The following is a 25091-nucleotide window of genomic DNA, read 5'->3' on the forward strand; positions in this document are numbered from 1 at the left end:
CTCCGTGCCGCGTGCGATACTGAAACCTTCCCGCACAGCGTTCCATGGTCACTTCGTCGCAGCAGCTAGCGCCTGATCGCCGCCTGTCTCAACAGGCGAGAGAAGGGTTTGCCAAAGCCCTTGAGCCTTCTATTGCCGCTTTGGTGCCCGTCATTCGACACCGATTGGCGAACCTCGCGCAGGGCGGTAGCGGGGCTCCGATTGCCGATGTGCAATTGGCGATGGATGCAGCGGCGTTGTTCGGAAAGCAATACCGGCGCTGGGCTGAAGGCGTTTTCAGGGGCTGGCGTGCCGCTCTTCAGGGGAGTGCGGCAGCTTCCATCATCGGAGAGCCATCAGGGGCGCTTGGCCTGCTCGATCACGAGGTGGTGGAGCAAGAAATCCTGGTTTCCCGCCTCAGTTTGGCCATTCAGGACCGGGCCCATTGGGAGCTCAACGATTTGCGCTTGCGCATTCAGCGCCTGGAAAGTAGCCGCGAACTGGCTAATGGCGATATTTTCCGCCCCGAGGTGATGGCCCGTCTGTTGCTTCAGGGTTGGGCTGACCAAGGCATGACGCGTCAGATGTGGGCGCTGGTGCACGACAGCGTTCATGCCGATCTGGCTGACCGCATGACCAAGGCCTACCGGGAAGTCAATGAGTTGCTGATCCAGCAAGGCGGCACGGCCGAGATCGACCTGAAGTCCATGGTCAGGCGCACCGAAAATGCGGGTGGCGCGTCTGCATCTGGCGCAGGTGGTGGGCGTGCCGTTGGCAAGCCCGCCGAACCAGGCGCACCCCCTCCTCGTTCTTCTCAGGGCCCCCTCACCACCCGAATCGCGAGTGACTCAATGCTTGCGAACAGTGGTCCAGGCGGGATGTCCTCTTCAGGTTTTGCGCGCGAGGCCCAGGAAACGCGAAGCATGACTGCGAGCACTCCGCTGGCACGTGCTCGGCAGCGGGCCTGGGATGTACTGGGCCAGGTGCGTCGCTTGCTGGGCGAACGTTTTACTGAAGGCGCCTCTCTGGATTCTTCCGAGATCACCGATTCCGCGGGGCCTCCCTCCCCACCCCTGGCGCGCGCCTTGCTTGAGCGCCGTGACCCGTTTGCCCCCACCGAATTGATGAGGCACGGCGACGGACCGGCTCCAGTAGCTACCTCCGTCATGCCTGTGACCGTGGAAGTGGCTGCACAGAGGCTGCGAGAGCGGGCGGTTGAGCTGAAAGCCAAGGCGGAAAAGTCCAGCGAAAAAGCCACCATTGAGATTGTGGCGCTTATGTTCCAAGCCATCCTGGCTGAGGAGCGTATTCCGGCCACCGTGCGTGTCTGGTTTGCGCGTTTGCAGATTCCGGTGTTGCGCCTGGCGCTGGCGGAACGGGATTTCTTCGCGTCCGTAGAGCATCCGGCGCGCCAACTGATCGACCGCATGGGCGCCTGTGCTCTTGGCTTCGATGTGGGCAACATAGCCGGGAGTCAGCTTGAGCGGGAGATCAAGCGCATCGTTCAGGTGATCGAGCAGTATCCGGAAACCGGAAGGCGCGTTTACCAACTCGTCTTCGAGGAGTTCAAGAAATTTCTCGGCCGCTCATTGACCCGGAGCGGGCCTACGCTCCAGGCGGCCACACTTGCGCAGCAGGTGGAACAGAAGGACGCGCTGTCCATCCAATACACAATCGAGCTTCGCAAGATGCTGTCGTCGCTGCCGGTGCGTTAGGAGGTGCGCGAGTTCCTGTTCCGCATTTGGGCTGAAGTGTTGGCGATGGCCGCCGTTCGACGCGGGCCTCAGCATGAGCAGACGCTTCGGTACAAACAGGCGGCGGCGGATCTACTTTGGTCCGTGAGCGCCAAGTCCACGCGCGCTGAACGCAGCCGCGTAGTCCAGCAATTGCCGGGTTTACTGCAAAGCCTGCGCGAGGGCATGAATTCCCTTGCCATGCCTACCAGTGTCCAGGATGGGCACATCAAGGTGATCAACGACGCCGTGATGCAGGCCTTCGTCTCGCGTACGGAGGGCATCTCTCCAGACATGCTCGAGGGCTTGGTGCGTGGTTTGGCCGGTTTGGAAGGCGTGGTCACGAATGACGCCGATGGCGATGTGATGCTCGACCCTGGTTTGATCGAGCTGATGTCTGGCGTTGACGCGGCCATGCTCGAAGTGATTGCCAGTGGAGGTACCAATCCCAGCAAATCTGTTTTGGGTTGGGCAGAAGAGCTCGATCTGGGTTCATGGTTTGTGCTTGAACGCAGCAGCGTCATGATTCAGGTGCAGTACGTATGGCGCAGCCATCGAGGTCAGCTCCATCTGTTCACATCCAGCGCCGGCAAAAGCTACCTGGTGCAGACGCGTCGCCTGGCCTCGTACCTGCAAGGAGGTCTGTTGGTGCCGGTGGAGGATGAGGCGCTCACAGTCCGCGCGACTCGCGTAGCCTTGGCCAAACTCGACGCCGATCCGAAGCGGTTGCTGGGGTAATTCTCCCGCCCATAGTCCTGGAATTACACCCAGGCGGCTTTCGGATTTGAAGCGCGGACAACGAAAACGGACTATTGCTGCTCGTTTGCAGCCTGCGATGCTGCTGCCGCGTGTTCCCAGCCCCTTGTTTCAATAGCGACTGATCAATTCTTCCAGCGACCCACCACGTCGTCGCACAGTTCGTCAAGGATCAAAACGTCTGGCTCGGTGCCGACGCGCCAGTACACCATCAACACGATGAGTTTGAGGTCGTCTGGATCGAGCGGAGACTCCGGTATGGCCAAGGCGCGATCAATCACTACCTCGCGCAGCTCGGGTGGCAGCGCGCCGGCACCTTCCAGAAAGCGAATGCAGGCTATGCACTCGGAGCCCAGATGAGTCATTTCCTGTGTGGAGTACACGCGCAAGCTATTTGGCGCTGCCGGCCAACTAGGGGGCAGCTCACATCCTGCACCACTGATGTCTCGCTCACTACTTTGCGGTGGGAGCAGCCCAAGCGCTGCAATGTGCAGGCCATCCAGCCAAGCCAATGCCTGCTGGATATCTTCGCGTTCAAAGCCCGCTGTGCTCAGTTTGCGACCGAGTTGTTCACGCCCAGGGTAAGCATCTCCGCCCCAGCAGTTCTCATACACGAACGCGAGCAATTCATACATAACGAGATAGTACACCCCCTGAGTCGCTGTCGCGCCTTCCCCCAAGGGGGACGCAGCCAGCGGCCTGGCAAAGCCAGCTCCGCGGCCACACTTGCATGGCCTGCTCCGCGGCCTTTTGAATGTGACTCCGGTTGGCGACAGAGGGGGCAGGACATTTTTCCCGCCGATCTCTGAGAGAGCCTGATGCAGGCGCGCCTGCTGACTTGAGCCCCAGCACCCGAGGCTGTGACTGAGCGCTGGCCTTACTCCTTCCCCCTCTGGGGGAAGGTTGGGATGGGGGCAAGCGGCCGTTCATCAGGCGCCGGCGCATCTTGCTGCGCCTTTAACCCCTTTTGTCCTAAGCCTGCCCCAGCCGCTGAAACAAGCCGCCAGGCAAGCGCCCAACGCGCCCATCAAGCTCCAATTCGAGCAGCCGCGTCTGCAGCAAGGACGTCGAAAACCCCGTGCGGGCCTGCAAGGCATCCAGGCTGGCCGGATCGGCGCCGAGCGCTTGCAGTAGCCCATCTTCATTGCTTCCTGAGACCGGCGTCGCTTCCTGTGCCACACGGGGAAGCTTGGGCACCGGCCAATGCAGCTCTTCCAGCACATCCTGCGCGCTTTCCACCAGCTTGGCTCCTTGCTTGATCAAGGAATGGCAGCCGCGTGATTGAGTCCCGTGAATCGATCCAGGAATAGCGAAAACTTCCTTACCCTGCTCGCTGGCTAACCGCGCGGTGATAAGTGAGCCTGAGCGCAGTGCGGCCTCCACCACCAGGGTGCCTCGCGTGAGACCGGAGATCAGTCGATTGCGCTTGGGGAAGTTGGCTGGCAAAGGCGGCGTGCCCAGCCGATACTCACTGACGATCAGACCTTGGCGCGCAATACGATGCGCCAGATCACGGTGCTGGCGTGGGTAAACGCGATCCAGCCCGGTGCCGACAATGGCAATGGTGGCTAAAGCATGCGCTTCGGGTGAAGCTTGGTGGCCCTCCAAGGCGCCCGTGTGAGCGGCCCCGTCCACACCTAGCGCGAGACCCGACACAATGGTTAGCCCCGCACGGCCAAAGGCGTGCGCGAACTGCTGCGCGTTCAGGCTGCCCTGCGGCGTGGGATTACGGGTGCCAACCATAGCGAGCGCACGCAGGGGCCAATCCGCTACCTGCCCCAGCAGGTACAGCATCAAGGGCGGATCTTCGATCGTGAGCAGGCTGTCCGGGTAGTCGGCATCCCCCAGTGTTACCACTCGCCGTGGCGGACCGTCTTCAGCCCCAGCCAACCAATCCAGCGTGGTTTGCACTTGCTCGGCCAGCTGCGGCGGTTCCTGCGTCAGGGCGCTGGCTTGCGCCGCACTGACGAACTGCCCCAGGACAGCCTTGCTTTGCTCGAAGATGGCTTGGGGTAGGCCAAAGGCCGCCAGTAGCCGGCGGGCGCTGTCGTTGCCCACCCCTGAGGTCATCTCCAGCCGAAGCCAGGCAGCCAGTTCCTCGCGCTCCATGGTGGCTCGCGCGGCGGGGGTGGAGGAGGGAGAGAGAGAGGTGGTGTCCGGCATTCAGCGCGGATTGACCAGCTTGTCGCCCACCTGCACGGGATCTTCGATCTCCATCACCAAGGCATAGGAGACGCGCTCAAACGGCAGGAACACCAGTGCCACGCCGTTGCGCTCGTCAGGCAACTTGATCAGCTCGCCCCGTTCCTGAACGCTCTTGTCCAGTATGCGGGCGCCGGTAGACAACAGCGAAAGCACATGGCCTTTCTCAATGCCATCGCGCAGGCCCTTGTTGATCACCACGACCTGATTTTGCGCGGCGTACCGCACAGCGCTACCGTAGACTGACACCACGCGGGCATCCACCGGCACGTTGGGCGCGTGAGGGGTGTAATTGCGGAAGTCGCGAGGCGGCTCTGGCAGCAGGCGGTCACCCGTGCGCATTTCCTCTTTGTTGCTGAGGATGCTGATGGTGGCGGGTACGGGCAGCGCCTCGGGGCGGCTGGTGATGACGGGTTCAGGAACGTGCTCGCCTGGCGCTGGCATAGCGTGGGAAGCGGGTGGTGGAGCCAGCCTGGTTTCGGGAGCTTCCTCGATCTCGGATTCGCCGCGCACCAGCTCGGCGCTACCCATGTACTGGCCTTCATAACCCAGAATTTCACCCGTTACGGGGTCTTTCAGAGGCGTGGCGTTGCGGAAAATTCGAAACTTGGTTGGCAAGCCCGGTGCCAGCAGCATCGGTGCATCCTTGGGGCCACGTGCGTAGGCGCGATCACCTTTAGCCAGGAGCACGCGGCGCTCGCTGTTGGTCGCGACGATGCGAGGCGCGCGCTCGAAGCTATCGTCATCCACCACCAACGGTTCGGAAAGGAAAGGTTCAATCAGGTGGGGTTGCAAGGTAGGTAGCGGCCCTCCACCGAGCAATTCACTGCGGTTGCGCGGCGAAACGCGCACCGTGGCGCCCACGCCGCCATCCTGGCTGCCACGCAAGCGCAGGCGAGCCTGACCCCCTGTGCGATCCAGGTAAAGCTGTTGGCCGGGGTAAATAAGGTGGGGATTGCGGATTTCCTGGAGGTTCATTCCCCACAGGGCTGGCCAACGCCATGGCGAGCGCAGGAATTGGCGAGAAACTCCCCAGAGCGTGTCGCCACGGCGGACTGTGTACTCTTCTGGAGCATCCGGCGCGAGTTCGGTCAGCGCCACACCGGCCTGAGCGACCTGTGTGGCCATGCCGCGTTGCTCAGCCGTCACAGGATAGCGCGGGGTTTGCTGGGCCATGGCCCCGACTGGCGACAGCAGGGCTAGCCATCCCAGGGCCAATGCACTGCGTAGGCCGAGGGTCGGCGTAAAGTTGTATTTCATTTTTTAAGGCTAGACTTCACAAACCACTGGACATTCTTGCACTCAAGTCCTTGTTCAAGCAACGAAAAAGGGCAGTGTCACGAGCGCAGAACTCGAAAAATTGCGAAAATAGCTACATCTTTATTCGCATTGCCCATGGCCCAGCTCTCCATTCTCCGCTATCCCGATGCTCGTTTGCACAAGGTTGCCAAGCCCGTGCAGGCTGTTGATGCGCGCATCCGGGCTTTGATCACAGATATGTTCGAGACCATGTACGAGGCCAAGGGCATCGGCTTGGCCGCCACTCAGGTAGACGTGCATGAGCGTCTGATCGTGATTGACGTCTCGGAAGAGCGCAATGAACCCATGGTGCTGATCAACCCTGAAGTCATCTGGGCCAGTGAAGAGCATCTCAAGGGGGACGAAGGGTGCCTGTCTGTTCCCGGGATCTACGATGGCGTGGAACGCTCGGAACGTATCAAGGTGCGAGCCCTGGACGCTGAGGGCCGCTCCCGCGAGATTGAGGCTGATGATCTACTGGCTGTCTGTATTCAGCATGAGATGGATCACCTGATGGGCAAAGTGTTCGTGCAGTACCTCTCGCCACTTAAGCAAAATCGGATCAAGACGAAATTGCTCAAGCAGGAAAAACAGGAAAAGCAGGATCGCCAGGAGAACATCTGATGGCTTCGGCATGGCGTGCCCTGAGTGCCCCTGTGCTGGTGGCCTTGGCGTTGGCGCTGGGAGGTTGTGTCACCCTGCCTGAGCAAATAGCCGTAGGTACGCCGCGCGCTGAGCTGTTGCAGACTCTGGGGCAGCCTACCGCACGTTATCAGCCCGATCCTAAAAGCGGGGTGCACGAGCGCCTGCAATACTCTATGCAGCCGTCTGGGCAGACCGTCTACAACTTCGATCTGGATGCCGGTGGACGCCTGATACGGGCGCAGCAGGCTCTGAACGAAACCTTGTTCGGCGAGCGAATCCTGCCTGACCGCTGGACGCGCGAAGATGTGTTGTATGAATATGGTCGGCCTGCCCGTATCCAAGGCGTGCACAATTTCAAGGGTGACATTTGGGTCTGGCGCTACGTAGACGGCATTACCTGGCGTTTGCTGTTCATCGACGTCGATCCGCAAGGCGTGGTGCGCGGTTTCAGCATGGGTGATGACCCGCAACCTGAAGACCGCGCGCCTTGATTGATCAGTCGATGCTTGCGTGAAGCTGAGCATCTTGCGGTCCTGTCTCTGGCCTCCATCGAAAAAGCTCTTGTTCCTCGAATGTCTTCCCCAATAAAAGTTGCCTTTGCCGGCACACCTGAGTTTGCCAGCGTGGCACTTGCGCGCTTGCACGCGGCCGGTTTTGCGGTTCCCCTCGTATTGACGCAGCCTGATCGGCCCGCCGGCCGAGGCATGAAACTTCAGGCCTCGCCAGTCAAACAGTTCGCCCTGGATCATGGGATTGCGGTGGCGCAGCCGCGCAGCCTGCGGCTGGATGGCAAGTACCCGCAAGACGCCCAGGAGGCGCGTGCCGCTCTGGAGGCGGCTGATGCCGACCTGCTGGTGGTTGCGGCCTACGGTCTGATTCTTCCGCAGTGGGTGCTTGATGGCACGCCTGGCCGGCGCGAGGCCGGCGCGTCCTGGCTTGGGTGCCTGAATATCCATGCCAGCCTGCTGCCTCGCTGGCGTGGTGCTGCGCCCATCCACCGAGCGATCGAAGCCGGGGACGAGCAAACCGGTGTCACCATCATGCAGATGGATGCTGGCCTGGATACAGGCGACATGCTGCTGATGGAAAAACTGCCTATCGATCCGCATGACACCACGGGCACCCTGCACGACAAGCTGGCCGTGATGGGTGGCAGGCTCCTCTTGGAGGCACTGGGGCTGGCTGCTTGCGGGGGCCTGAAACCCACACCGCAGCCTGAGGCAGGCATCACCTACGCCCACAAGATTGAAAAACACGAGGCTGCGATTGATTGGTCGCTCCCGGCAGAGACCATAGAGCGCCGTATCCGTGCCTTCGATCCGTTTCCCGGAGCGGGCACTGTGGCGAACGGTGCACCACTCAAAGTCTGGGCCGCAAGCTTGGAGGGGGCAGGTGGCCTTTCGCCGCACGCATCCGAAGGGCTTGCGCCGGCTGAGGCTGGCACCTTGAGCCTTGGCGCCGGGCGCATCCTGTCTATCGACGGGTCTGGGATCGTGGTTCAGTGCGGCACCGGCGCGCTTCGCCTGACCGAATTGCAGCGCCCCGGCGGTAAACGCCTGCCCGCAGCTGACTTTCTGCGCGGCTTCCCGCTGACGGTGGGCGAGACGCTGGGCGGCCCTGCGGCGGCATGAATATGCCTCTACCTCCCGGTATGAAGCCGCGTGGCCGCGTGGGCTCCTGGCTGTCGCACCGGGTTGATGCGTTTTCCCGTATCGCACGCCATCCGCTCTATTGGGTAGGTGCGCGCGAGATGGCGGGCGTCTCTGTGGGCTTGACGGCGTGGTCGTTCATGACGGGCGTGGCGATGGTCAAGTCTGGCATGTCGCTCACTGAGGCCGTGCTCATGACACTGCTGGTGTATGCGGGCAGCGCGCAGTTGGCCGCCATCCCTCTGATTGCCGCCGGCGCCCCGATGTGGGTGATTTTGGCCACCGCGTTTTGCGTGAATCTGCGCTTCGTGGTGTTCAGCCTGCATCTGCGTGATTACTTCATGTTCCTGCCTCGGGCAAGGCGCATGTATCTGGGCTATTTCACCGGTGACGTCACCTACGTGCTGTTTACCAGCCGCTTCCCGCATCCGGCGCAGACTGATACCCAGAAGCGCGCGCAGATGGCCTATCTCTGGGGCGGCAACGTCACCAACTGGATGGCTTGGCAAACCATGAGCCTGCTGGGGATTTTTGTGGGCAATGCCTTCCCGGCGCGCTGGGGGTTGGAGTTCGCCGGCACATTGGCCTTGCTGGCTATGGCCTGCTCTCTGGCCAGTACGCGTTTACGGGTTTTTTCCGCCGTCGTCGCGGGCGCTGCTGCTGTGGCGATGTTTGGTATTCCCTACCGGCTGAACATCGTAGCCGCCATCATGGTTGCTGTGGCGGCTTGCCTTTTATTAGAGCCGTACAGCCGCGTGCCCCCGCGCCGACCGCCCGCCAAAACACCTGCAGGAGGCGAACATCATGGCTGAAACTGACGGCTGGACCGTGTTGGTGATCATCGGCCTGATGGTGATCAGCGTGGTCGCACGAAGCTTTTTCTTTATATCCGAGCGGGCCTGGAAGTTGCCTTATTGGGCGCAGCGAGGCCTGCAATATGCACCCATTGCGGCGCTCATGGCCGTGATCACCCCCGATATCGTCATGCTGGACGGAGAACTCACCGCTCCATGGCGAGATGCCCGGGTGCTGGCGGCCATTGCAGCGGCCTTGTTCTATTTCTGGCGCCGCCGATTCAGCCTGGTGCTACCCGCGACCATCGCTTTCGGCATGGCGGTGTACTTGCCTTTGCGTCTGGGGTTGGGATGGTGAGGACAAGCTGAAGAGGTGTGAAGGAATCCGTCATGCCCACCATGACCGTCCAAGACCACCCGCTCGGCCTTGCCTATGCAGGCCGCGCAAATGCCCGCCGTAGCCCGAGGTACGCCTTGCCGCCACTGCTTTCGAAGACGATGGCCTTCGCGCAGAGATCGTAATCGCGCGCATTGATCTGTCACACGGGTGTCTTGATTGAAGGTGTGATGTTCTGCGGTCTCTAGAATCTAGGGATTCGCCATTTCAACAACTCCCTCGATTTCCAGCATGAACGTCATCCGCTTCTCCGACCTGTGTGCCCAAGGCAAGGCCAAAGGCCAGCGCGTCTTTATACGTGCCGATCTCAATGTTCCGCAGGATGATGCTGGCGCCATTACAGAAGACACCCGTATCCGAGCCAGTGTGCCTTGCATTCGCATGGCCTTGGAAGCCGGCGCCGCCGTGATGGTCACCAGTCATCTGGGTCGCCCCACCGAGGGCACGGTCACACCAGAAGACTCCTTGGCACCCGTGGCCCAGCGCCTCGGTGAGCTGTTGGGTAGCCCCGTTTCGCTGGTAAGCGATTGGACGGATGGCGTCCAGGTAGCTCCAGGCCAGGTGGTCTTGCTGGAGAATTGCCGGTGCAACAAAGGCGAAAAGAAGAACGATGAAGTGCTTTCGCGGAAAATGGCGGCACTTTGCGATATTTACGTGAATGATGCCTTCGGTACTGCGCATCGCGCCGAGGCCACCACTTACGGCATTGCCCAGTTTGCGCCCATCGCCAGCGCCGGCCCCTTACTGGCTGCCGAACTCGATGCATTGCAGAAAGCCCTGGCCCACCCCAAGCGACCGCTGGTGGCCATTGTGGCTGGCAGCAAGGTCAGCACCAAGCTCACCATCTTGCAGGCGCTGGCCTCCAAGGTCGATCAGCTGATTGTCGGCGGCGGAATTGCCAACACCTTCATGCTGGCTGCGGGCCTGCCCATCGGCAAATCACTGGCCGAGCCCGATCTGATTGACCAGGCAAAGACCGTGATCGAAGCCATGAAGCAGCGCGGGGCTGAAGTGCCTATCCCCACAGACGTGGTGACTGCCAAGGAATTCAAGGCCGATGCGCTTGCCCAGACCAAGAAGTCTGATCAGGTAGCGCCTGACGACATGATCCTCGACATCGGCCCAGAAACTGCAGAGCGCTTGGCTCAGCAATTGAAGGCGGCAGGCACTATTGTCTGGAACGGCCCGGTAGGTGTGTTCGAGATGGCATCTTTCGAGAACGGCACGAAAACCATTGCACGCGCGATTGCAGAGAGCTCAGCCTTCAGCATCGCCGGTGGTGGCGACACCTTGGCCGCCATTGCCAAATACGGTATTGAGAAAGATGTGGGCTACATCTCCACCGGCGGCGGAGCGTTCCTGGAAGTGCTGGAAGGCAAGACCTTACCAGCGTTTGAAATCCTGACCAAAAGAGCCTCGGGCGGCTAAGGAGCTCACTTTCGGATCGGGTAACTAGACACCAAGAACACCACACGTTCTTGGTGGTTGCCCATTCCGGGCGGCGTTGGCGGTAATTGGCTACCTCTCATTCGACATCGCTCTGACACCGGCGACGTGCCAGAATGCATATCCACTCAAGGAAAAGCCATACATGACCTATCGCGCCACCAAAATCGTTGCCACGCTTGGCCCTGCCTCTAGCGACCCAGTGCTTCTGGAGGAAATGATTCGCGCCGGGGTCAATGTAGTGCGCCTGAATTTCAGCCACGGCAAGGCCGAAGACCACATTGAGCGCGCACGCCTGGTGCGTGAAGTCTCAGAGCGCGCAGGGCGTGAAGTCGCGATCATGGCGGATCTTCAGGGCCCAAAAATCCGCGTTGGCAAATTTGCCGAGGGCAAGGTCATGCTGGAGCCCGGCGCTCCCTTCGTGCTCGACGCTAGCCGTAATGAACTGGGCGATCTGGGCGGCGTTGGACTTGACTACAAAGAGCTGCCGCGTGATGTGAAAGCGGGCGACACGCTGCTACTCAACGACGGCCTGATTGTGCTCACCGTTGATGCGGTGCGGGGCGATGCAGTGCACACCATCGTCAAGATGGGCGGCGAGCTTTCCAACAATAAAGGCATCAACAAGCAAGGTGGCGGTTTAACGGCGCCTGCACTCACCGGCAAAGACATGGAGGACATCAAGACCGCCATGAGCTTCCAGGCCGACTACGTGGCAGTGAGCTTTCCCAAGAATGCCACCGACATGGAAATGGCGCGCCAGCTATGCACCGTGGCTGCAACAGAGTATCGCCACAAGCCCTATCTCATTGCCAAGATCGAGCGCGCCGAGGCCATTCCCAGGCTCGCGGAAATCCTCGCCGCCAGCGACGGCATCATGGTTGCGCGTGGTGATCTGGCGGTGGAAGTCGGCAATGCCGCGGTGCCGGCTTTGCAAAAGATGATGATCCGCATGGCCCGCGCCGCAGATAAGCTGGTGATCACGGCCACGCAAATGATGGAGAGCATGATCACCAACCCCGTGCCCACCCGCGCGGAGGTGAGCGACGTAGCCAACGCCGTACTCGACGGCACCGACGCCGTGATGCTGAGCGCCGAAACCGCAGCCGGAAAATACCCCCTGGAAACGGTGCAGCAAATGGCTCAGATCTGCGAGGCTGCTGAGGCGCACGATTCCATGGAGCTCGATGCCGACTTCACCGGTCAGACCTTCTCCCGCATAGATCAATCCATCGCCATGGGCGCGCTGTTCACGGCCTACCATCTGGGAGCCAAAGCCATCGTCGCGCTCACAGATTCTGGCTCCACTGCCCTGTGGATGAGCCGCCACCGCGTGCGCATTCCCATCTACGCCCTCACGCCCAAGATTGGCACCCAGCGCAAGATGGCCCTGTACCGCAATGTGCGCCCCATGCTCATGGACACCAGCGCCAACCGCGATGAAGCCTTGGCGCAAGCCGAAGGCCATCTCAAACGTCAGGGCGTTGTGGAAACGGGCGATGTCTATGCCATCACCTGCGGTGAACCCATGGGAGCGCCCGGGGGCACCAACATGCTGAAGATTTGCCGCGTGGGCTAGGCACTTCAAGGCCTTGAATTTTTCTTTCCCGATTAGGAAGACGAGCACTCAGAGGGCCGAGCGTAGCAATGGCCCGAATGGGTATCCCACCCCTCTGGCTGCCCTTCGACCGAGCATCGCAAGTTTCCCGGAGCGCAGCGCAGGGACGCGGTGGGCCGCCTTTTCTTGGGTTAAGTTTTTTGTGGCGACGCAAAAGAAGGTGACTGCGCAGCCGGGCGCTATTCCCGGCCTCCGACCTAAAGAAAAGCACAGAAGGTACTAGCAACCGCAGCGCTTCAATCAACCGCCGCTTGCCCTCACTCCTACCCTCTCCCAAAGGGAGAGGGAGTTAAAGCACCCGCCTTCATAGAGGGAGTTAAAGCACCAACGGGACTGTTCCGCTCCCGACAGGCTTTCTATTCGAACGCGGGTATTAACGCCTCCCCGTTGAGCATCACGCGGTACAGATACCGGTATTCCTCCGGGTCGTAGTCGGCGTTCGCCTGATGCATGACACTGCGGTTATCCCAGATCACCATGTCGCCAGCGCGCCATTTGTGACGGTACTCATATATGGACTGGGTTGCATGCGCGTACAACTCAGCGATCAGTGCGAAGCCCTCTTCCGGGCTCATGCCTTGGATGCCTTCCATTCGCCCGGTATTGAGGTACAGCGCCGGCTCGCCACTGACCGGATGGCGAATCACGAGCGGCTGTAAGACGTGCGGAATGTTCGCCATTTCCTCTGGACTCAGTTTCGCGAAACTGCGCGGGCTATGGCTGCTCTGGTGGACATGCATCGAGCGCAATGTGGCGATTTTCTGCTTTACTGCTTCGGGAAGATCTGCATAAGCCCGTCGCACGTCGACAAATTGCGTGTCACCGCCGTAGGACGGTATTTCCACCGCGACCAGACTGGTGGCTTTGGGAGGTTTCAGATGATTGGAATGGTCGGTATGGTAATTTTCACCGCGCACCTGCAATTTTCCATTCTTGCGTGGTAAATCCTTGGTCGAGTTGGCGCCTACCAATGGGTAATCGGGCAGCACGAACTGCTTGATCTGTTGATCCATCAGTTCGCCGAAGACTTCCGCAGCCTTCATGAACTGAGGCGGTGACAGCGGCTGGTCGCGGAAGACCAGCACCGCATATCTGGAAAACAGGGCGTTCAGTTCCTGTTTCGTTTCCGTATCGACCGGCCGGCTCAAGTCGATGCCAGAGATTTCCACGCCAAGCATGCCATTGATCGGATTGATTGTCAGTGCCACGGATTTCGTTTTCCCGTCCGTGTTATTCGGGCTTGATGCCAGTTTCTTTTGCAACCTCGGCCCATTTGCGGGTTTCGGTGGCGATAAGTTTCTCGAATTCGGGGCGGGTCATGGGCATCGCGTCCGCGCCTTCTCTGGCAAAGCGAGTTTTGATTTCTGGATCGGTGAGCACCGCATTGGTTTCGCGATGCAACTGGTCGACGATAGCGGCCGGCGTGCCTGCCGGTGCCAGCAGTGCCCACCAGTTGCTTGCATCAACGTCGATGCCGGATTCTTTGAGTGTTGGCACGTTCTGGATCATCTCAACGCGCTTCGGGCCTGCAACAGCGAGCAGCTTGATGCGGCCGGATTTGAGGAAGGGCTGCATCTGGATCAGACTTCCCAAAGACACCTGAACGTGCCCTGCGGCCAGATCGACGAGGGCCGGGCTGCCACCCTTGTAGTGCACGATCGTCAAGTCCGCGCCGGTGCGCGCCTTGAATAGCTCGATGGCGAAATGCTGAAAGCTTGCCACGCCGGACGAGCCGAAATTGACCGTGCCCGGATTTTTCTTCGAATAGTCAACCAGCTCCTTGATTGAGTTGACCGGCAAGCTGGAGGACACCGCGATCACGCTCGGCCCCATGCCCAGCATGGCAACCGGAGTAAAGGACTTCACAGGATCGTAGCTGAGCTTCATGATGGACGCGTTCATCGTGAAGGTGGAGGAAATCAGCAGAAGGGTGGTGCCGTCAGGTTCGCCGCGTGCCGCTATTTCCGAGCCAAGCGTACCGCCACCTCCAGCGCGGTTTTCCACGTAGACGTTGCGCTTGAGGCGTGTCGACAACTGCTGCGCTATTGCCCGGCCGACGATGTCGTTACTGCCACCGGTCGCGAACGGCACAATGATGCGAATCGGTTTGGACGTGTCCTGCGCCTGGGCGGCTGTCATGGGAAATGCAAGCGCCAGAGAGATGGACGCGGCCAGGGTCGTGGCGAAGGTCCTGCGTGCGGCTGAGAAGTTGCCAGTCATGATTGTTGTCTCCTGTTGTGATGGGTTTAGTTTTAATTTTTGAAGCCGTAGAGAATCGCCGGGTTGTCGACAAGAATCTTGTGCAACGTAGCTTCGTCACCGACCCACTCGGCCAAGCGGTTGATCGCCTGACCATCGTTGATCGGGTTGAAAGGTTCGATTTCCTCAACCTTGCGTAATACGCCCGGACGCGCGCCCGGGTGCGGCCAGTCGCTGCCCCACAGCATGCGGTCCGGATTTGCGGCGATCAGCGCTCGCGCAATGGGGGCGATATCTTCGCAATTCGGCGCGCTAGATATGCGTTGCGGGGCAGACAGCTTGACCCAGACCTTTCCTTCGCGAACAAGATCGAGCAATCCCTCAAAGTGCGGCTGTCTGGTACCAAGCGCTGCCTGGGCTCGACAGAAATGATCCACGACCAGAGGGTTCGGCAGTGTGCGGATCACGTCCTGCAAGGCGGCAAGCATCGCCAGGTTGGTGTAAATTTGCAGGTGCCAGCCCAACGGTGTGACGCGTGCGCTGGCCCACTTCAATTGGTTTGCCGCGTAGACCGTATCGCTGACGCTTCCAGTTTCCAGGTTGATACGAACGCCACGCACGCCGGCGTCATGCATATCCTGCAACTGGGCATCGGTCGTTGTTCCGTCGATGACGGCCACACCCCGCGCGCGTTCTCCGAGGGCCCGCAGGGCATCCACGGTGCAGGTATTGTCGGCAGCGTAGGGGCTTGGATGCACGACGACCACCCGCTCGAATTGCAAATGCCGCTGGAGTGCCAGCAAGTCAGCCACTGAGGCCTCACCAGGGGTGTAGAGCCGTCCTGCTGCAAACGGATACCTCTGCGCAGGACCAAACACGTGGGTGTGGCAATCGCAGGCCTGCGCTGGCACTGTGAAATGCACGGGGTCGTGCGTTATTCCGTGGATCACGGCAGGTGCATTCACAACTGAATGTCGCTGACCTGCTTGGCTCGTGCGGTACAGGCCGCGAGCAGGAACGCGATGTCGGTTCCGGTGGAAACGTAGCGCGCTCCCATCCTTACAAACTCGGCCACGAGGTCGGGGCGCGAAGACAGGCCCCCTACGCCGGCATGCTTGCCATACTTACGGCAGGTAGCAATCGTGTGGGCAAAAGCTTCGCGTACCTGAGGGTGGTCATACTGGCCGGGAATTCCCATGTCCGCCGTCAGGTCGTTGGTGCCTATCATCACCATGTCGACGCCGTCGACGGCCATGATTTCATCGGCTTTTTCAAGCGCGGCCACATTCTCGAACTGAACCATCACCATAGTGGCTTCGTTCAGGACCGGATAGGCCTCGCTAGCGGGAAATGCACGGTATTCCAGATGGGGCAGGCCGCCCGCTGCCGAGCGATCGCCCAGGGGCGCGAACTTGGCTGCAGCTACTACCTTTCTCGCCTCTTCGGCTGAGCAGACATGCGGCGCGATGATGCCGAGCGCGCCGCCATCCAGCACGCGGGAGATCCATTCCGGATGGTTGGCCGGCACCCTCACGAAAGGGGCAATGCCCAAGCTCATGGCCGCCATGCAGATCTGTCCGGTCGTGTCGAGCGAGAAGCTGCTGTGCTCCATGTCGATGTAGATCGTGTCAAAGCCAGCCGTCTTGGCAATTCGGGCGATTTCAATGCCGCGTGTCAGGCGCACGGTCAGGGAGGAAACCACCTCGCCACGCTTGAGTTTTTCGCGGACGTTGTTGCGCAGGATGTTTTTTGCTTCAATGCTCATGTGTTTTCCTTGTTGGAGTCCGATAGCGGGGGCGCTAGCAGCCTTCAGACCACGCGGTTGGGTGGTGGCTTGCCGTTGAATACATCGAGCACCTGTTGCGCGACCTGTAGAGAACTTATCCTCTGGGTGTCGTGTGTGCCGCCGGCGGCGTGCGGCGTGGCCACTACGTTCGGCAGGGACAGCAATGGATAGTCCGCGGGCGGAGGCTCGACCTCAAATACGTCGAGACCGACGCCAAACAGGTGGCCCTTTTTTAGCGACTCATAGAGGGCCTGCTCATCGATGATGCCGCCGCGCGAGACGTTGATCAGCACCGCGTCTGGCTTCATCATCGCCAGTTCGTCGCGGCTGATCAGGTGGCGGCTTTCCTCCGTTAATGGCAGGTGCAGAGTGAGCAGGTCTACATGGGGAAGCAATTCCTGCAGGCTGCTTACCCGGGTGTGCGCGATATCGCTCCAGCTGTCAGCCGGGGCATGCGGGTCGTAGGCAAGAATTTTTGTATCAAAGGCGCCCAGCCATTTGCGGGCGGTACGCGAGCCGATATTTCCCATGCCGACAATGCCAACGGTCTTGCCATACATTTCAATGCCCAGATTTTGCGGGCGCACGATCTCGTCGCCGGCCCGCAGCATGCGGTCGAAGCGTGTCACGCGGCGCGTCACCGACAGTGCCAGGGCAAAACCCATTTCCGCTACGGCCTCGCTGTTCACCCCGGGTGTGCGGCAAACAGGGATGCCATGCTTTTTGGCCGCATCCAATGCGATCGTGTCAACCCCTACGCCTTGCTTGCATATCACCTTGACGTGTTTAGCTCGGGCAATTTCTTCAGCGGTGATGGGTGTCATGCGCACCATCACCCCGTCGGCGTCTTCGGGCCAGTTCCTGATAGCCGGGTCTGGCCAGCAGACGACCTCGGCGTGTTGTCTGGCTAGTGCAATGCCGGCTTCATGGAAGGCGTCAAGAATGTAGATTTTCATGGGTGAGGTGAAGGTGATGATGTGGGAGGTGGCCTCTTAGAACACGTTCTTACTGCTTCTCAAGCTTGGCCTTCCCGATCACGTCACGCCACCAGGCGATGTCCTTCTTCAGCAGAGCCTGCATCTGTTCCGGTGTGTTGCCCCTGGCGGTCACCCCCAGTTCGATAAATTTCTGTTTGATATCGGGTCGCGCGACGGCGTTATTGATTTCCGCGTTCAATTTCATGATGACCTCACGCGGCGTTTTGCCAGGAGCGGCAATGCCGTTCCAACCAGTAATCGCGTAGTTCGGCAGACCGCTTTCTGCAATCGTGGGTACGTTGGGCAGACCCGAGAAGCGCTGCTCCTCCGTTACGCCAAGGACGCGCATCACCCCCGCCTTGACTTGTGGAATGACCGGCGCAATGGTTTCGAAAACGGCATGAACGTCGCCGGCGCGCACCGCGCGGATGACATCGGCCGATGTCTTGTACGGAACGATGGTGACGTCGATTGCCGCCATCGACTTGAACACTTCCGCCGCCAGGAATTGGGCGCTGCCAACCGAAATGGTCCCGATCGAAAGTTTGCCGGGGTTGGCCCTGGCCTGGGCGATCAGGTCTCTTGCATCATTTATTTTGGAATTGCTGTCGACGGCAAGCGCAAAGCCGAAGGTGCCGATGAGCGACACCATCTCGAAATCCCTGACCGGGTCAAAGGGCAGGGACTTGAACAACGAAGGCGTCATGGCGAAATTGCCGGCCGCAATAAAGTTCAGCGTATAGCCGTCAGGCGCTGACTGTTGTGCGATTTGTGAGGCCACAATGCCACCAGCGCCGGGACGGTTCTCAATCACGAATGCTTGCCCCGTTTTGTCAGCGAGCTTTTGCGCAACCAGGCGAACGGTGAGATCGCCGGTGCCGCCCGGGCCGTAGCCCACCATGATCTTGACGGGTTTGGTGGGATAGGCTTCCTGTGCGGCGGCTGGTCCTGCCACCAGGAATGCAAGGCTGAATATGGCGCTGTGGGCAAGGATGCGCCTGCTGCGCCTTCTAGGCTGGTTATGCATGCTTGTCTCCTGGTTTTTTTTGTTATGCGTCGTAGGGCGGAAAACCGGAACTTCGGCCTTCCGCATTGAGCAGGCGGATCATTGCCGGCCATTCAAGCACCCCGTAGGGGCGCCGGGTCCCTGGCTGATACAGATGCGCGGTGAGCTCTAGTACCTCTTGGGCGGGAAGCGTTATTTCGGTACCCGCGGCCATGGTGTCGACCTGCGCGCGGCAGGACATCTCCAACTGGTAGAGGGTGTTGAACGCCTGCTGAATAGTTGCACCGCAGGTGAGCAAGCCGTGGTTGCGAAGGATCATGGCATCGTGCGAACCCAGGTCGCGCACCAGGCGCACGCGCTCCTCCAGGTCGATCGCCGGTCCCTCGAAGTCGTGATAGCCGATATGACCGACGAAGCGCATCGATGTCTGTGTCAGTGGCAGCAGTCCGCATTTCATGCTTGCCACGGCCATCCCGGCCCGGGTATGTGTGTGGATCACACATTGGACCTGGGGACGTGCCTCGTGAATGGCGCCATGGATCACATAGCCAGAGCGGTTGATACCGTAGTCGGTGTCAGGCTTTGCAAGAATGTTTCCAGCAAGTTCGATCTTGACCAGGCTCGATGCCGTGATTTCCTTGTAGAGCAATCCATACAGATTGATCAGCAAATGCTCGGTGCCCGGAATCCTTGCTGTGATGTGGTTGTAGATCAGATCTGTCATTCCAAACCTGTCGACCAGCCGGTAGCAGGCGGCCAGCTCGACTCGTGTCTGCCATTCCTCCGGGCTGACGTCGTCGCGCACACATTTGAAATCTGTTGAATAGCTTGACAAGTTCTTTTCCTGTATTGATGGCGGCCATCTGACCGACGCCGCGATAGCCGGTAGGGCTGCGACGGTGAGCGTGCTCGTCAGGGGGCATGCGCAAATCGTAGCCCGGGGGGCCCTTGCTATACAGCGATCATTTTTCAGGCTAGGATGAGAAAAACTAATATCGTCGGAGCCTCCGTTACGACATGCCGACAACCCTGCCTCCACTCAATGCGCTGCGTGTTTTCGAATGCGCGGCGCGTCATCTGAGCTTCACGCAAGCAGCCGAAGAGCTGAACATCACCCAGAGCGCCGTTAGTCATCAGGTCAAGGGCCTGGAGGGGTGGCTCGGATTCTCATTATTCGAGCGGCACGGGCAGCGGCTGTTGCTGACGCCCGGCGGCAAAATTTACTCCGCGGCGCTGGGTACAGCTATGGGGAAAATCTTGCAAGCCACGCAAGATGTGATGACGACCGGCTCGCATCAGGTATTGAATCTGCGCGGCTACGGTACGTTCTTCGTGCGATGGCTCATTCCAAGGATCTCGGACTTCCAGGAAAAAAACAGGGATATCAAGATCCGTCTGACGACCCACGTGGAGGCGGTGGAGTTCACCCGCGACAACGTCGATTTGGGCATCGTGTATGGGCTCGGTCCGTGGGAGAGATGCAGGAATGATCTGATCTTTGCCGATGCCTTGATCCCCGTGGTGTCACCCAAATTGGCCGCAAAACTCGGTAAGCCGTGTTCGCTGGAGGACATGTTGAGCCTGCCCATGTTGCATTCGAGACGACGAGCTCAGTGGGAGGATTGGCTGCGTGCAATGGACGCGACACGCAAGCCCTCAGAAAACGATATGTATTTTGAAGATGTCACCATCATGTACCAATGTGCTCTGGAAGGGCTCGGCGTCGCCCTTGTACAGGTCAAGTACGTCGAGCGGGATCTCGCAGAGGGACGGCTGGTTGTGCCTTATCCGTTTACCCTCGACCGCCCGGGCGGCTATCACCTCGTTTGCCCGGTAGAAACAGTCAACGACGATAAGATCGTACGCTTCAGAGAGTGGCTTCTGGAGCAGAGCCTCTGTGGGACACCAATCGTGCCTTTGCTTGATTCGAGCCATGCGCGCGCCGACGGCAGAGGAGAGTCGCCAGCATGACCCGGTAAAGGGGGCCCGCCGTGCGTGACCGACACGCCAGCGCAGGCTGTAAGCTCCTGTCGAATTCGTCAGTTAGGGCAGGCGCAGGCCTGCTTCGGCAAACCCTCTGGAGCAGGATGGTGTGGGGTCAGCCATCGCTTGGCCAACCAGCATTCGAGGGCGCCCAAATTCTCACGGTTCAGTTTATTGACGATGCCCCAAGTGCCGCCGCTGGCGGTACAGCACGAAGATCATCGCACTCAACAGCAGCAGCAGGCCGTGCCTATCCAAGCCCGGAACTGGCTCCACGGTGGATGGGCCGCCGGATGTGACCGACACATTGGATGGATTATTACCAGCCGCTGGATCTGTGCCGCCGTTGCTGTCGTTGTCTGCGCCAGTACCACCCACGACGCTGATGCTGTCTGTGTTTCCGACTGGCATCGTAAAGACGACAGTGCAAGTCAGGCTGCCAAGCGGTGCGAGATTGGTCGGCGCACTGCAATTCGGCGATGGGTTCCCAGGCAGGCTGCTGACATTGGGCACACTGCAGAAAGCGTTGGTGGCCGTCGTGCTGTCGCTTGTATTGGTGCAGGTTACGGTACAGCTCACAGTTCTACCGAAGAAGGCTACGGAAGGTGAACAAGTGGTTGCGCTGGTCATGTCCGCCACCGCTGTCAATGCAAAGAGATTGCCTGCGGAGCCGGCAAGCGGCACCACGATATCGACGTTCAAAGCGCTGGTACTTCCTGCGACTGTGGTGTTGAGCGGGCCTGCACTTGCGGGATCACCTGTCTGCCCTGTCTGTGTGTATCTTGCTTGATAGCCCGCGAGTGGCGTGGTGACGAGGCGGCAAGATGCCTGGGCCGGCACGTTGGCGAAAGTGAAGTTGCCGCTGCTGTCTGTGCTGGTTGTGAGCGGGCCGACATCGGGAACCGTGCAGGTCAGGGTGACGGTCTGCGCCGGCACACCAGGATCAACAGCGGAGCCATCATCGACGGTATTGGGTGGTGCACTGGATTCGGCATAAACACGCCCAGAGACATCGACCAACTGCTCGATCATGGTTGTGGCACAGGAGCGGTTGGCGTCTGCCTGGCATGGGCTCCCTACGACAGGGGCCTGGAAACCCGCTGAAGGATTAGTCAGCCCTACCGAGTTGATCAAGGCCGCGTTGAGGGCAGCGGTATCCGCGACTGTAGCGGTCACCGTCAAGGTTTTGCTGGCACCTGCAGCCAAATTGAGCACCCAGCTGACGTTTCCACCCGCCGCTGAAGCATCGTGAACCCCGCTATCGCTGGCTGACACAAACACCGAACCAGCGGGGAGCGTATCCGAGACGGGCAAACCAATCGCGGGTAGAGGGCCGGAATTGCTTACGGTGATGCTGTAAGTCAATGTGTTGCCACGAGATGCTCTAGCTCGATCAACCAGCTTGCTGATGGTGAGCTGGCTGTCATCCGTGGCGCGCAATCCCACCGGACGCCCGTCCACGGGCAGCATGCTGTCACCGCTGGTATAGGCGGCGACGGCGGCTGCGTTGTTGTAGGCCATCTGTCCGCGGCTGCGCGTTCCGGTCGTGACGTCGAACTCCACCGCAAACGAGCTGCCTGCGGTGTAGAGCTGAGTGGAAGTGACCTTGATCGCTTTCACACCGGCGATCCCACCAGCCACTGATGCCGGGTTGGTAACCCAGTTATTGACGCATCCTCCGGGCTGAGTGGGATAGACATCTGCTCTGCAAGCGTTGCTTGATCCCGAGTATTGCACCGTCACACCCGTTGGCAACGGAGTGACCATGCCAGCGAAAATCACCGGGAATTGGCTGTTTCGAGCTACGCTGCTGGCCGTGCGCGAGTCACCTAGATCAGGCAAAACGTCGTAGAAGACAACGTTTTGCAAGCCTGTGCCGCCTGTGTTGGTCCAGCGAATGCGATAACGAGCGGAACCGCCGGTGAGCGACAGGTGACCGGAATCGCCAAAATTTTGATAGATGGCGTCAAGGTTGCCGCGAACTTGTTTGTCGATGTCGTATGAACCCGCACCTGTACCCGGACGTGGGACGCTAATGGACACTTGGCAATTGGGCGTACTGGTACCGGCGCCACTTTCGTTGAGAGGGTCCGTTGCGCTGTAGGTATTCGTCACATTGGAGAGATGACGGCAGGTTGTCGAAAGATTTTCCAGGCCAGGCGCATGTATTTTGGCCGTGTTTTCATAGCTCCCTGGTTGAACCACAGTTCGCAAGTAAATCGGTGTGGTGTTATTACTGTTGTTAGGCGCAGGCGTGCCCAAGGGGCGCGATGTCAGGTCAGTGAGCACCGTGAACTGAGCAATCCCCACTGGAAAAGTCGGGCCCGGAGAAGGCATGCCGGGCCGGTTTGGAGGCACCGTGATGCGTATCAACTGCCGGCCTGTGCCCAGGTAGTCGTCAATCACGGTCCATGGCGCTTCCAGGTGGTGTACCAGGAAAGTGGTAATACCTTGGTTAATGCGAACGCGTATGGTTGGCTTGAATGCACTGCCAGGATCAGCGGGATTGGTTCTATAAAAATCCGGGACCGACATGCCCAAGGGCAGCAAGTCTGTAATGATGATTTCGCTGTTGATCGGCTCAGGGGACAGGACCGAAGCATTGAGTGAGAGCCCTGTGTAGGGGCCGCCATTGGCACCCGCAGGGTCATGTAGGCCAATAGGGCTGTTCGATCCAGAGGCGCCAGTAAAGCTTTTGAATATCCCAATCTGCTTCTCAGGCCGTTGAACGGCGAAATTGGCATTGGCAGGGCTTGTTTGTTGACGAGCGGTGGTTTCGTTCTGCCAAAAAGCGCGGAGATTGGCGCTGTTCAACACTGTGACACGGCTGAATCCTCCCGGGTTAGGGAGCAGGTTGTTTGCGGTCAGGGCGTCAGCGTAACCATAGATCCAGGATTGATACTGAATAAGACCCAGGCTGGATAGCTCTGGGAAAGAGGAGATGGCTGGGTGTTTGGGGTAAACAATCATGGCCACCGTTCCGGCAATACCCGCTGGAATTGGAAATTCCAGTTCCAGGCCGAACCCAGCCGGATTGCTGCTATTCAATGGAACTTGCGTACCGTTGGTTAAGACCGCAATGGGGCGCCAACCTGCGGCATACGCCACGCCATAACCGTAAGTGGGATAACCTGCAATATTTCTCGGCCTGACAGTGAACATTTCAGGATGAAATGCGGGGCTTGTACAGATATTAGAGAATGGATTGGCCGCTAAATTTGCTATGGGAAGAGATGAATAACGTCCGATGCTGCTGTTGTAATTGCTAAGGCATGGCATCGGATCATAAATTTCATACTGATAACCAACGGGCAAGCTAGCTACATTGGTACTGATGACGTAGAACGCTTCCGAAGCCAGACTGCTCGGCGCGCCAGTATTCCAATTTCCGGGGTATGTGTAATTGGGGGCTCCCGGGAGTGGGACTGAGGCGATTTTACTTAAGATATTGCCAACTGGCGGTGGATCGTAATAGGCGGTCAGGCTGGAGCTTGCATTTTTAGTTTCAGTAGCCGCACTATCGATAGCGCTGTAGTTTGCGGTGACATTATTTGTTATAAGCCCTGAAGGAGCCGGCACGACCGTTCCTGGCGGTAATTCGGTTCCGTCATTAATTCTCGCCGTGATCGTGTAAACGCTTGCGGGGTTGACTGTAATTCCTCCACCTGCAGCTTGGCAATTGGCGGGAAATGACGAGTTCAGCGGGTGGCTGACTGATGGGGGAACGGACGCATTCCAGGTCACTCTGCGCGTCACCGGGTCGTACTGGCCTGGTGGGTTCGATGAAACGTAACTTACGGTATTGGGAAGCGTGTCAACGATCTGAAATTGATCCAGATACAAATCCCCATAGGTTGTGCCTCGGATATCGCAATACGCCGTGATAGAGAATGTAATAGTATCGCCAATGCGCGCTGCAGTGCCGGTAACATTGCCATTGGTATGCTTTAGAAGCTGAAACAGCAAAGAGGCAGTCGCTGTCGATGACCTGGTTTCAGATATGACTGGTGTGATATTAGAGCCAGTCATACTGGCTTGTATATTCCAGGAGGTGTTGTTGGGAGTGGTATTGCTCGGTGGAGTCAGGTTGAGCAAGAAGGCAACTGATGAACCAGATGTGTTGACCGAAGGGGGTAGCGTGATGACCAGATTTCCCCCCACATAACTGGTGGTGCTGCCGCTGGGCAGTGAGGTGAAGGTCCTTACCCAATCTGATACGGGAGTTGCCAAAGGTATGGAGATGACCAAGTTGTTGCAACTTGGGTCGCTACTACTTCCCTGGCTGCAGGTGAAATTAACGGAGTAGGTAAAAGTGCGTCCGGTTTCTTGTGTGACAGCCGTCACTTGCTGAACCGAAATCGAGCCTACCGCCGCATGTGCAAGGCCACTGCTAAATAGCAGGGTAGCTAGAACAGCGCTGTAGAAAGCTCTATGGCTGAGATGAATTTTTCGAATTATCGAAAAAATATTTATTAACCGGAATCCGCGCATTCCCACTCTCCTTGTTAGACCCGTCTAATGGGGCTGCTGTCCTGGGGCTGGCGCGCAATCCGCTCCTGATTGCGCAGCCTACCGGTTGATATGGAGCCCCTCACCTGCGTACCCATATAAATCGGGCGGTG

The 25091-nt window shown here is 59.2% G+C and carries 19 protein-coding genes and 1 pseudogene; 9 read left to right on the forward strand and 11 right to left on the reverse strand.

Going from position 1 to position 25091, the window contains the following annotated elements:
- Positions 1-44 precede the first annotated feature (44 nt).
- Positions 45-2450: pseudogene (locus G518_RS34980) on the forward strand (DUF1631 family protein).
- 143 nt (positions 2451-2593) lie between these two features.
- Here the strand turns inward: G518_RS34980 and G518_RS0112795 are convergent.
- The 3 genes from G518_RS0112795 to G518_RS0112805 form a co-directional block, all read right to left on the reverse strand.
- Positions 2594-3103, reverse strand: coding sequence for a Smg family protein (locus G518_RS0112795; protein WP_028602882.1), 510 nt, complete (start codon positions 3101-3103; stop codon positions 2594-2596).
- 337 nt (positions 3104-3440) lie between these two features.
- On the reverse strand, positions 3441-4577 hold the full coding sequence (gene dprA, locus G518_RS0112800; protein WP_028602883.1) for a DNA-processing protein DprA: 1137 nt from the start codon (positions 4575-4577) through the stop codon (positions 3441-3443).
- A gap of 54 nt (positions 4578-4631) precedes the next feature.
- Positions 4632-5930, reverse strand: coding sequence for a LysM peptidoglycan-binding domain-containing protein (locus G518_RS0112805; protein WP_156909377.1), 1299 nt, complete (start codon positions 5928-5930; stop codon positions 4632-4634).
- 135 nt (positions 5931-6065) lie between these two features.
- On the opposite strand from G518_RS0112805, the gene def reads away from it, so the two are divergent.
- The 7 genes from def (at position 6066) to pyk (ending at position 12479) form a co-directional block, all read left to right on the forward strand.
- Positions 6066-6593, forward strand: a complete 528-nt coding sequence (gene def / locus G518_RS0112810) for a peptide deformylase (protein ID WP_028602885.1) — start codon at positions 6066-6068, stop codon at positions 6591-6593.
- A complete protein-coding gene (locus tag G518_RS0112815; protein ID WP_051236552.1) occupies positions 6593-7105 on the forward strand; it encodes a hypothetical protein in 513 nt (170 codons plus the stop codon). Before def ends, G518_RS0112815 begins: the two co-directional genes overlap by 1 nt.
- A gap of 93 nt (positions 7106-7198) precedes the next feature.
- On the forward strand, positions 7199-8245 hold the full coding sequence (fmt, locus tag G518_RS0112820) for a methionyl-tRNA formyltransferase (protein WP_028602887.1): 1047 nt from the start codon (positions 7199-7201) through the stop codon (positions 8243-8245).
- A 119-nt stretch (positions 8246-8364) separates the two neighbouring features.
- Positions 8365-9075 (forward strand): AzlC family ABC transporter permease, encoded by a 711-nt coding sequence (locus tag G518_RS34985; protein WP_051236599.1) that lies wholly within the window; start codon positions 8365-8367, stop codon positions 9073-9075.
- The gene (locus tag G518_RS0112830; protein ID WP_028602888.1) at positions 9068-9415 is read left to right on the forward strand and encodes an AzlD domain-containing protein; all 348 of its coding nucleotides are present in this window, start codon (positions 9068-9070) and stop codon (positions 9413-9415) included. The genes G518_RS34985 and G518_RS0112830 overlap by 8 nt, the downstream gene beginning before the upstream one ends.
- 270 nt (positions 9416-9685) lie before the next feature.
- Complete coding sequence (locus G518_RS0112835; RefSeq protein WP_028602889.1) at positions 9686-10882, forward strand: phosphoglycerate kinase; 1197 nt, start codon at positions 9686-9688, stop codon at positions 10880-10882.
- A gap of 163 nt (positions 10883-11045) precedes the next feature.
- Positions 11046-12479, forward strand: coding sequence for a pyruvate kinase (pyk, locus tag G518_RS0112840; protein ID WP_028602890.1), 1434 nt, complete (start codon positions 11046-11048; stop codon positions 12477-12479).
- A gap of 395 nt (positions 12480-12874) precedes the next feature.
- On the opposite strand, the gene G518_RS0112845 is transcribed toward pyk, so the two are convergent.
- The 7 genes from G518_RS0112845 to G518_RS0112875 form a co-directional block, all read right to left on the reverse strand.
- A complete protein-coding gene (locus G518_RS0112845; protein WP_028602891.1) occupies positions 12875-13726 on the reverse strand; it encodes a TauD/TfdA dioxygenase family protein in 852 nt (283 codons plus the stop codon).
- Positions 13727-13748: 22 nt separating this feature from the next.
- A complete protein-coding gene (locus G518_RS0112850; RefSeq protein WP_169457940.1) occupies positions 13749-14657 on the reverse strand; it encodes a tripartite tricarboxylate transporter substrate binding protein in 909 nt (302 codons plus the stop codon).
- Positions 14658-14770: 113 nt separating this feature from the next.
- Positions 14771-15682 carry an amidohydrolase family protein gene (locus G518_RS0112855; protein WP_051236553.1) on the reverse strand — a complete coding sequence of 304 codons (912 nt, stop codon included), beginning with the start codon at positions 15680-15682 and terminating at the stop codon, positions 14771-14773.
- Positions 15679-16482 carry an HpcH/HpaI aldolase family protein gene (locus G518_RS0112860; protein ID WP_028602894.1) on the reverse strand — a complete coding sequence of 268 codons (804 nt, stop codon included), beginning with the start codon at positions 16480-16482 and terminating at the stop codon, positions 15679-15681. The genes G518_RS0112855 and G518_RS0112860 overlap by 4 nt, the downstream gene beginning before the upstream one ends.
- A gap of 44 nt (positions 16483-16526) precedes the next feature.
- Positions 16527-17459 (reverse strand): NAD(P)-dependent oxidoreductase, encoded by a 933-nt coding sequence (locus tag G518_RS0112865; protein ID WP_028602895.1) that lies wholly within the window; start codon positions 17457-17459, stop codon positions 16527-16529.
- 49 nt (positions 17460-17508) lie between these two features.
- A complete protein-coding gene (locus tag G518_RS0112870) occupies positions 17509-18381 on the reverse strand; it encodes a Bug family tripartite tricarboxylate transporter substrate binding protein (RefSeq protein ID WP_169457941.1) in 873 nt (290 codons plus the stop codon).
- A 148-nt stretch (positions 18382-18529) separates the two neighbouring features.
- On the reverse strand, positions 18530-19321 hold the full coding sequence (locus tag G518_RS0112875; RefSeq protein ID WP_051236555.1) for a class II aldolase/adducin family protein: 792 nt from the start codon (positions 19319-19321) through the stop codon (positions 18530-18532).
- A 182-nt stretch (positions 19322-19503) separates the two neighbouring features.
- On the opposite strand from G518_RS0112875, the gene gcvA reads away from it, so the two are divergent.
- Complete coding sequence (gene gcvA, locus G518_RS34990; RefSeq protein WP_051236557.1) at positions 19504-20457, forward strand: transcriptional regulator GcvA; 954 nt, start codon at positions 19504-19506, stop codon at positions 20455-20457.
- A 183-nt stretch (positions 20458-20640) separates the two neighbouring features.
- Here gcvA and G518_RS0112885 read toward each other — a convergent pair whose 3' ends face one another.
- On the reverse strand, positions 20641-23631 hold the full coding sequence (locus G518_RS0112885; protein WP_028602898.1) for a DUF11 domain-containing protein: 2991 nt from the start codon (positions 23629-23631) through the stop codon (positions 20641-20643).
- Positions 23632-25091: the final 1460 nt, after the last annotated feature.

Origin of the sequence: Ottowia thiooxydans DSM 14619, from assembly GCF_000422885.1 — a bacterium.
In the GTDB taxonomy this organism is placed as follows: Bacteria; Pseudomonadota; Gammaproteobacteria; order Burkholderiales; family Burkholderiaceae_C; genus Ottowia; species Ottowia thiooxydans.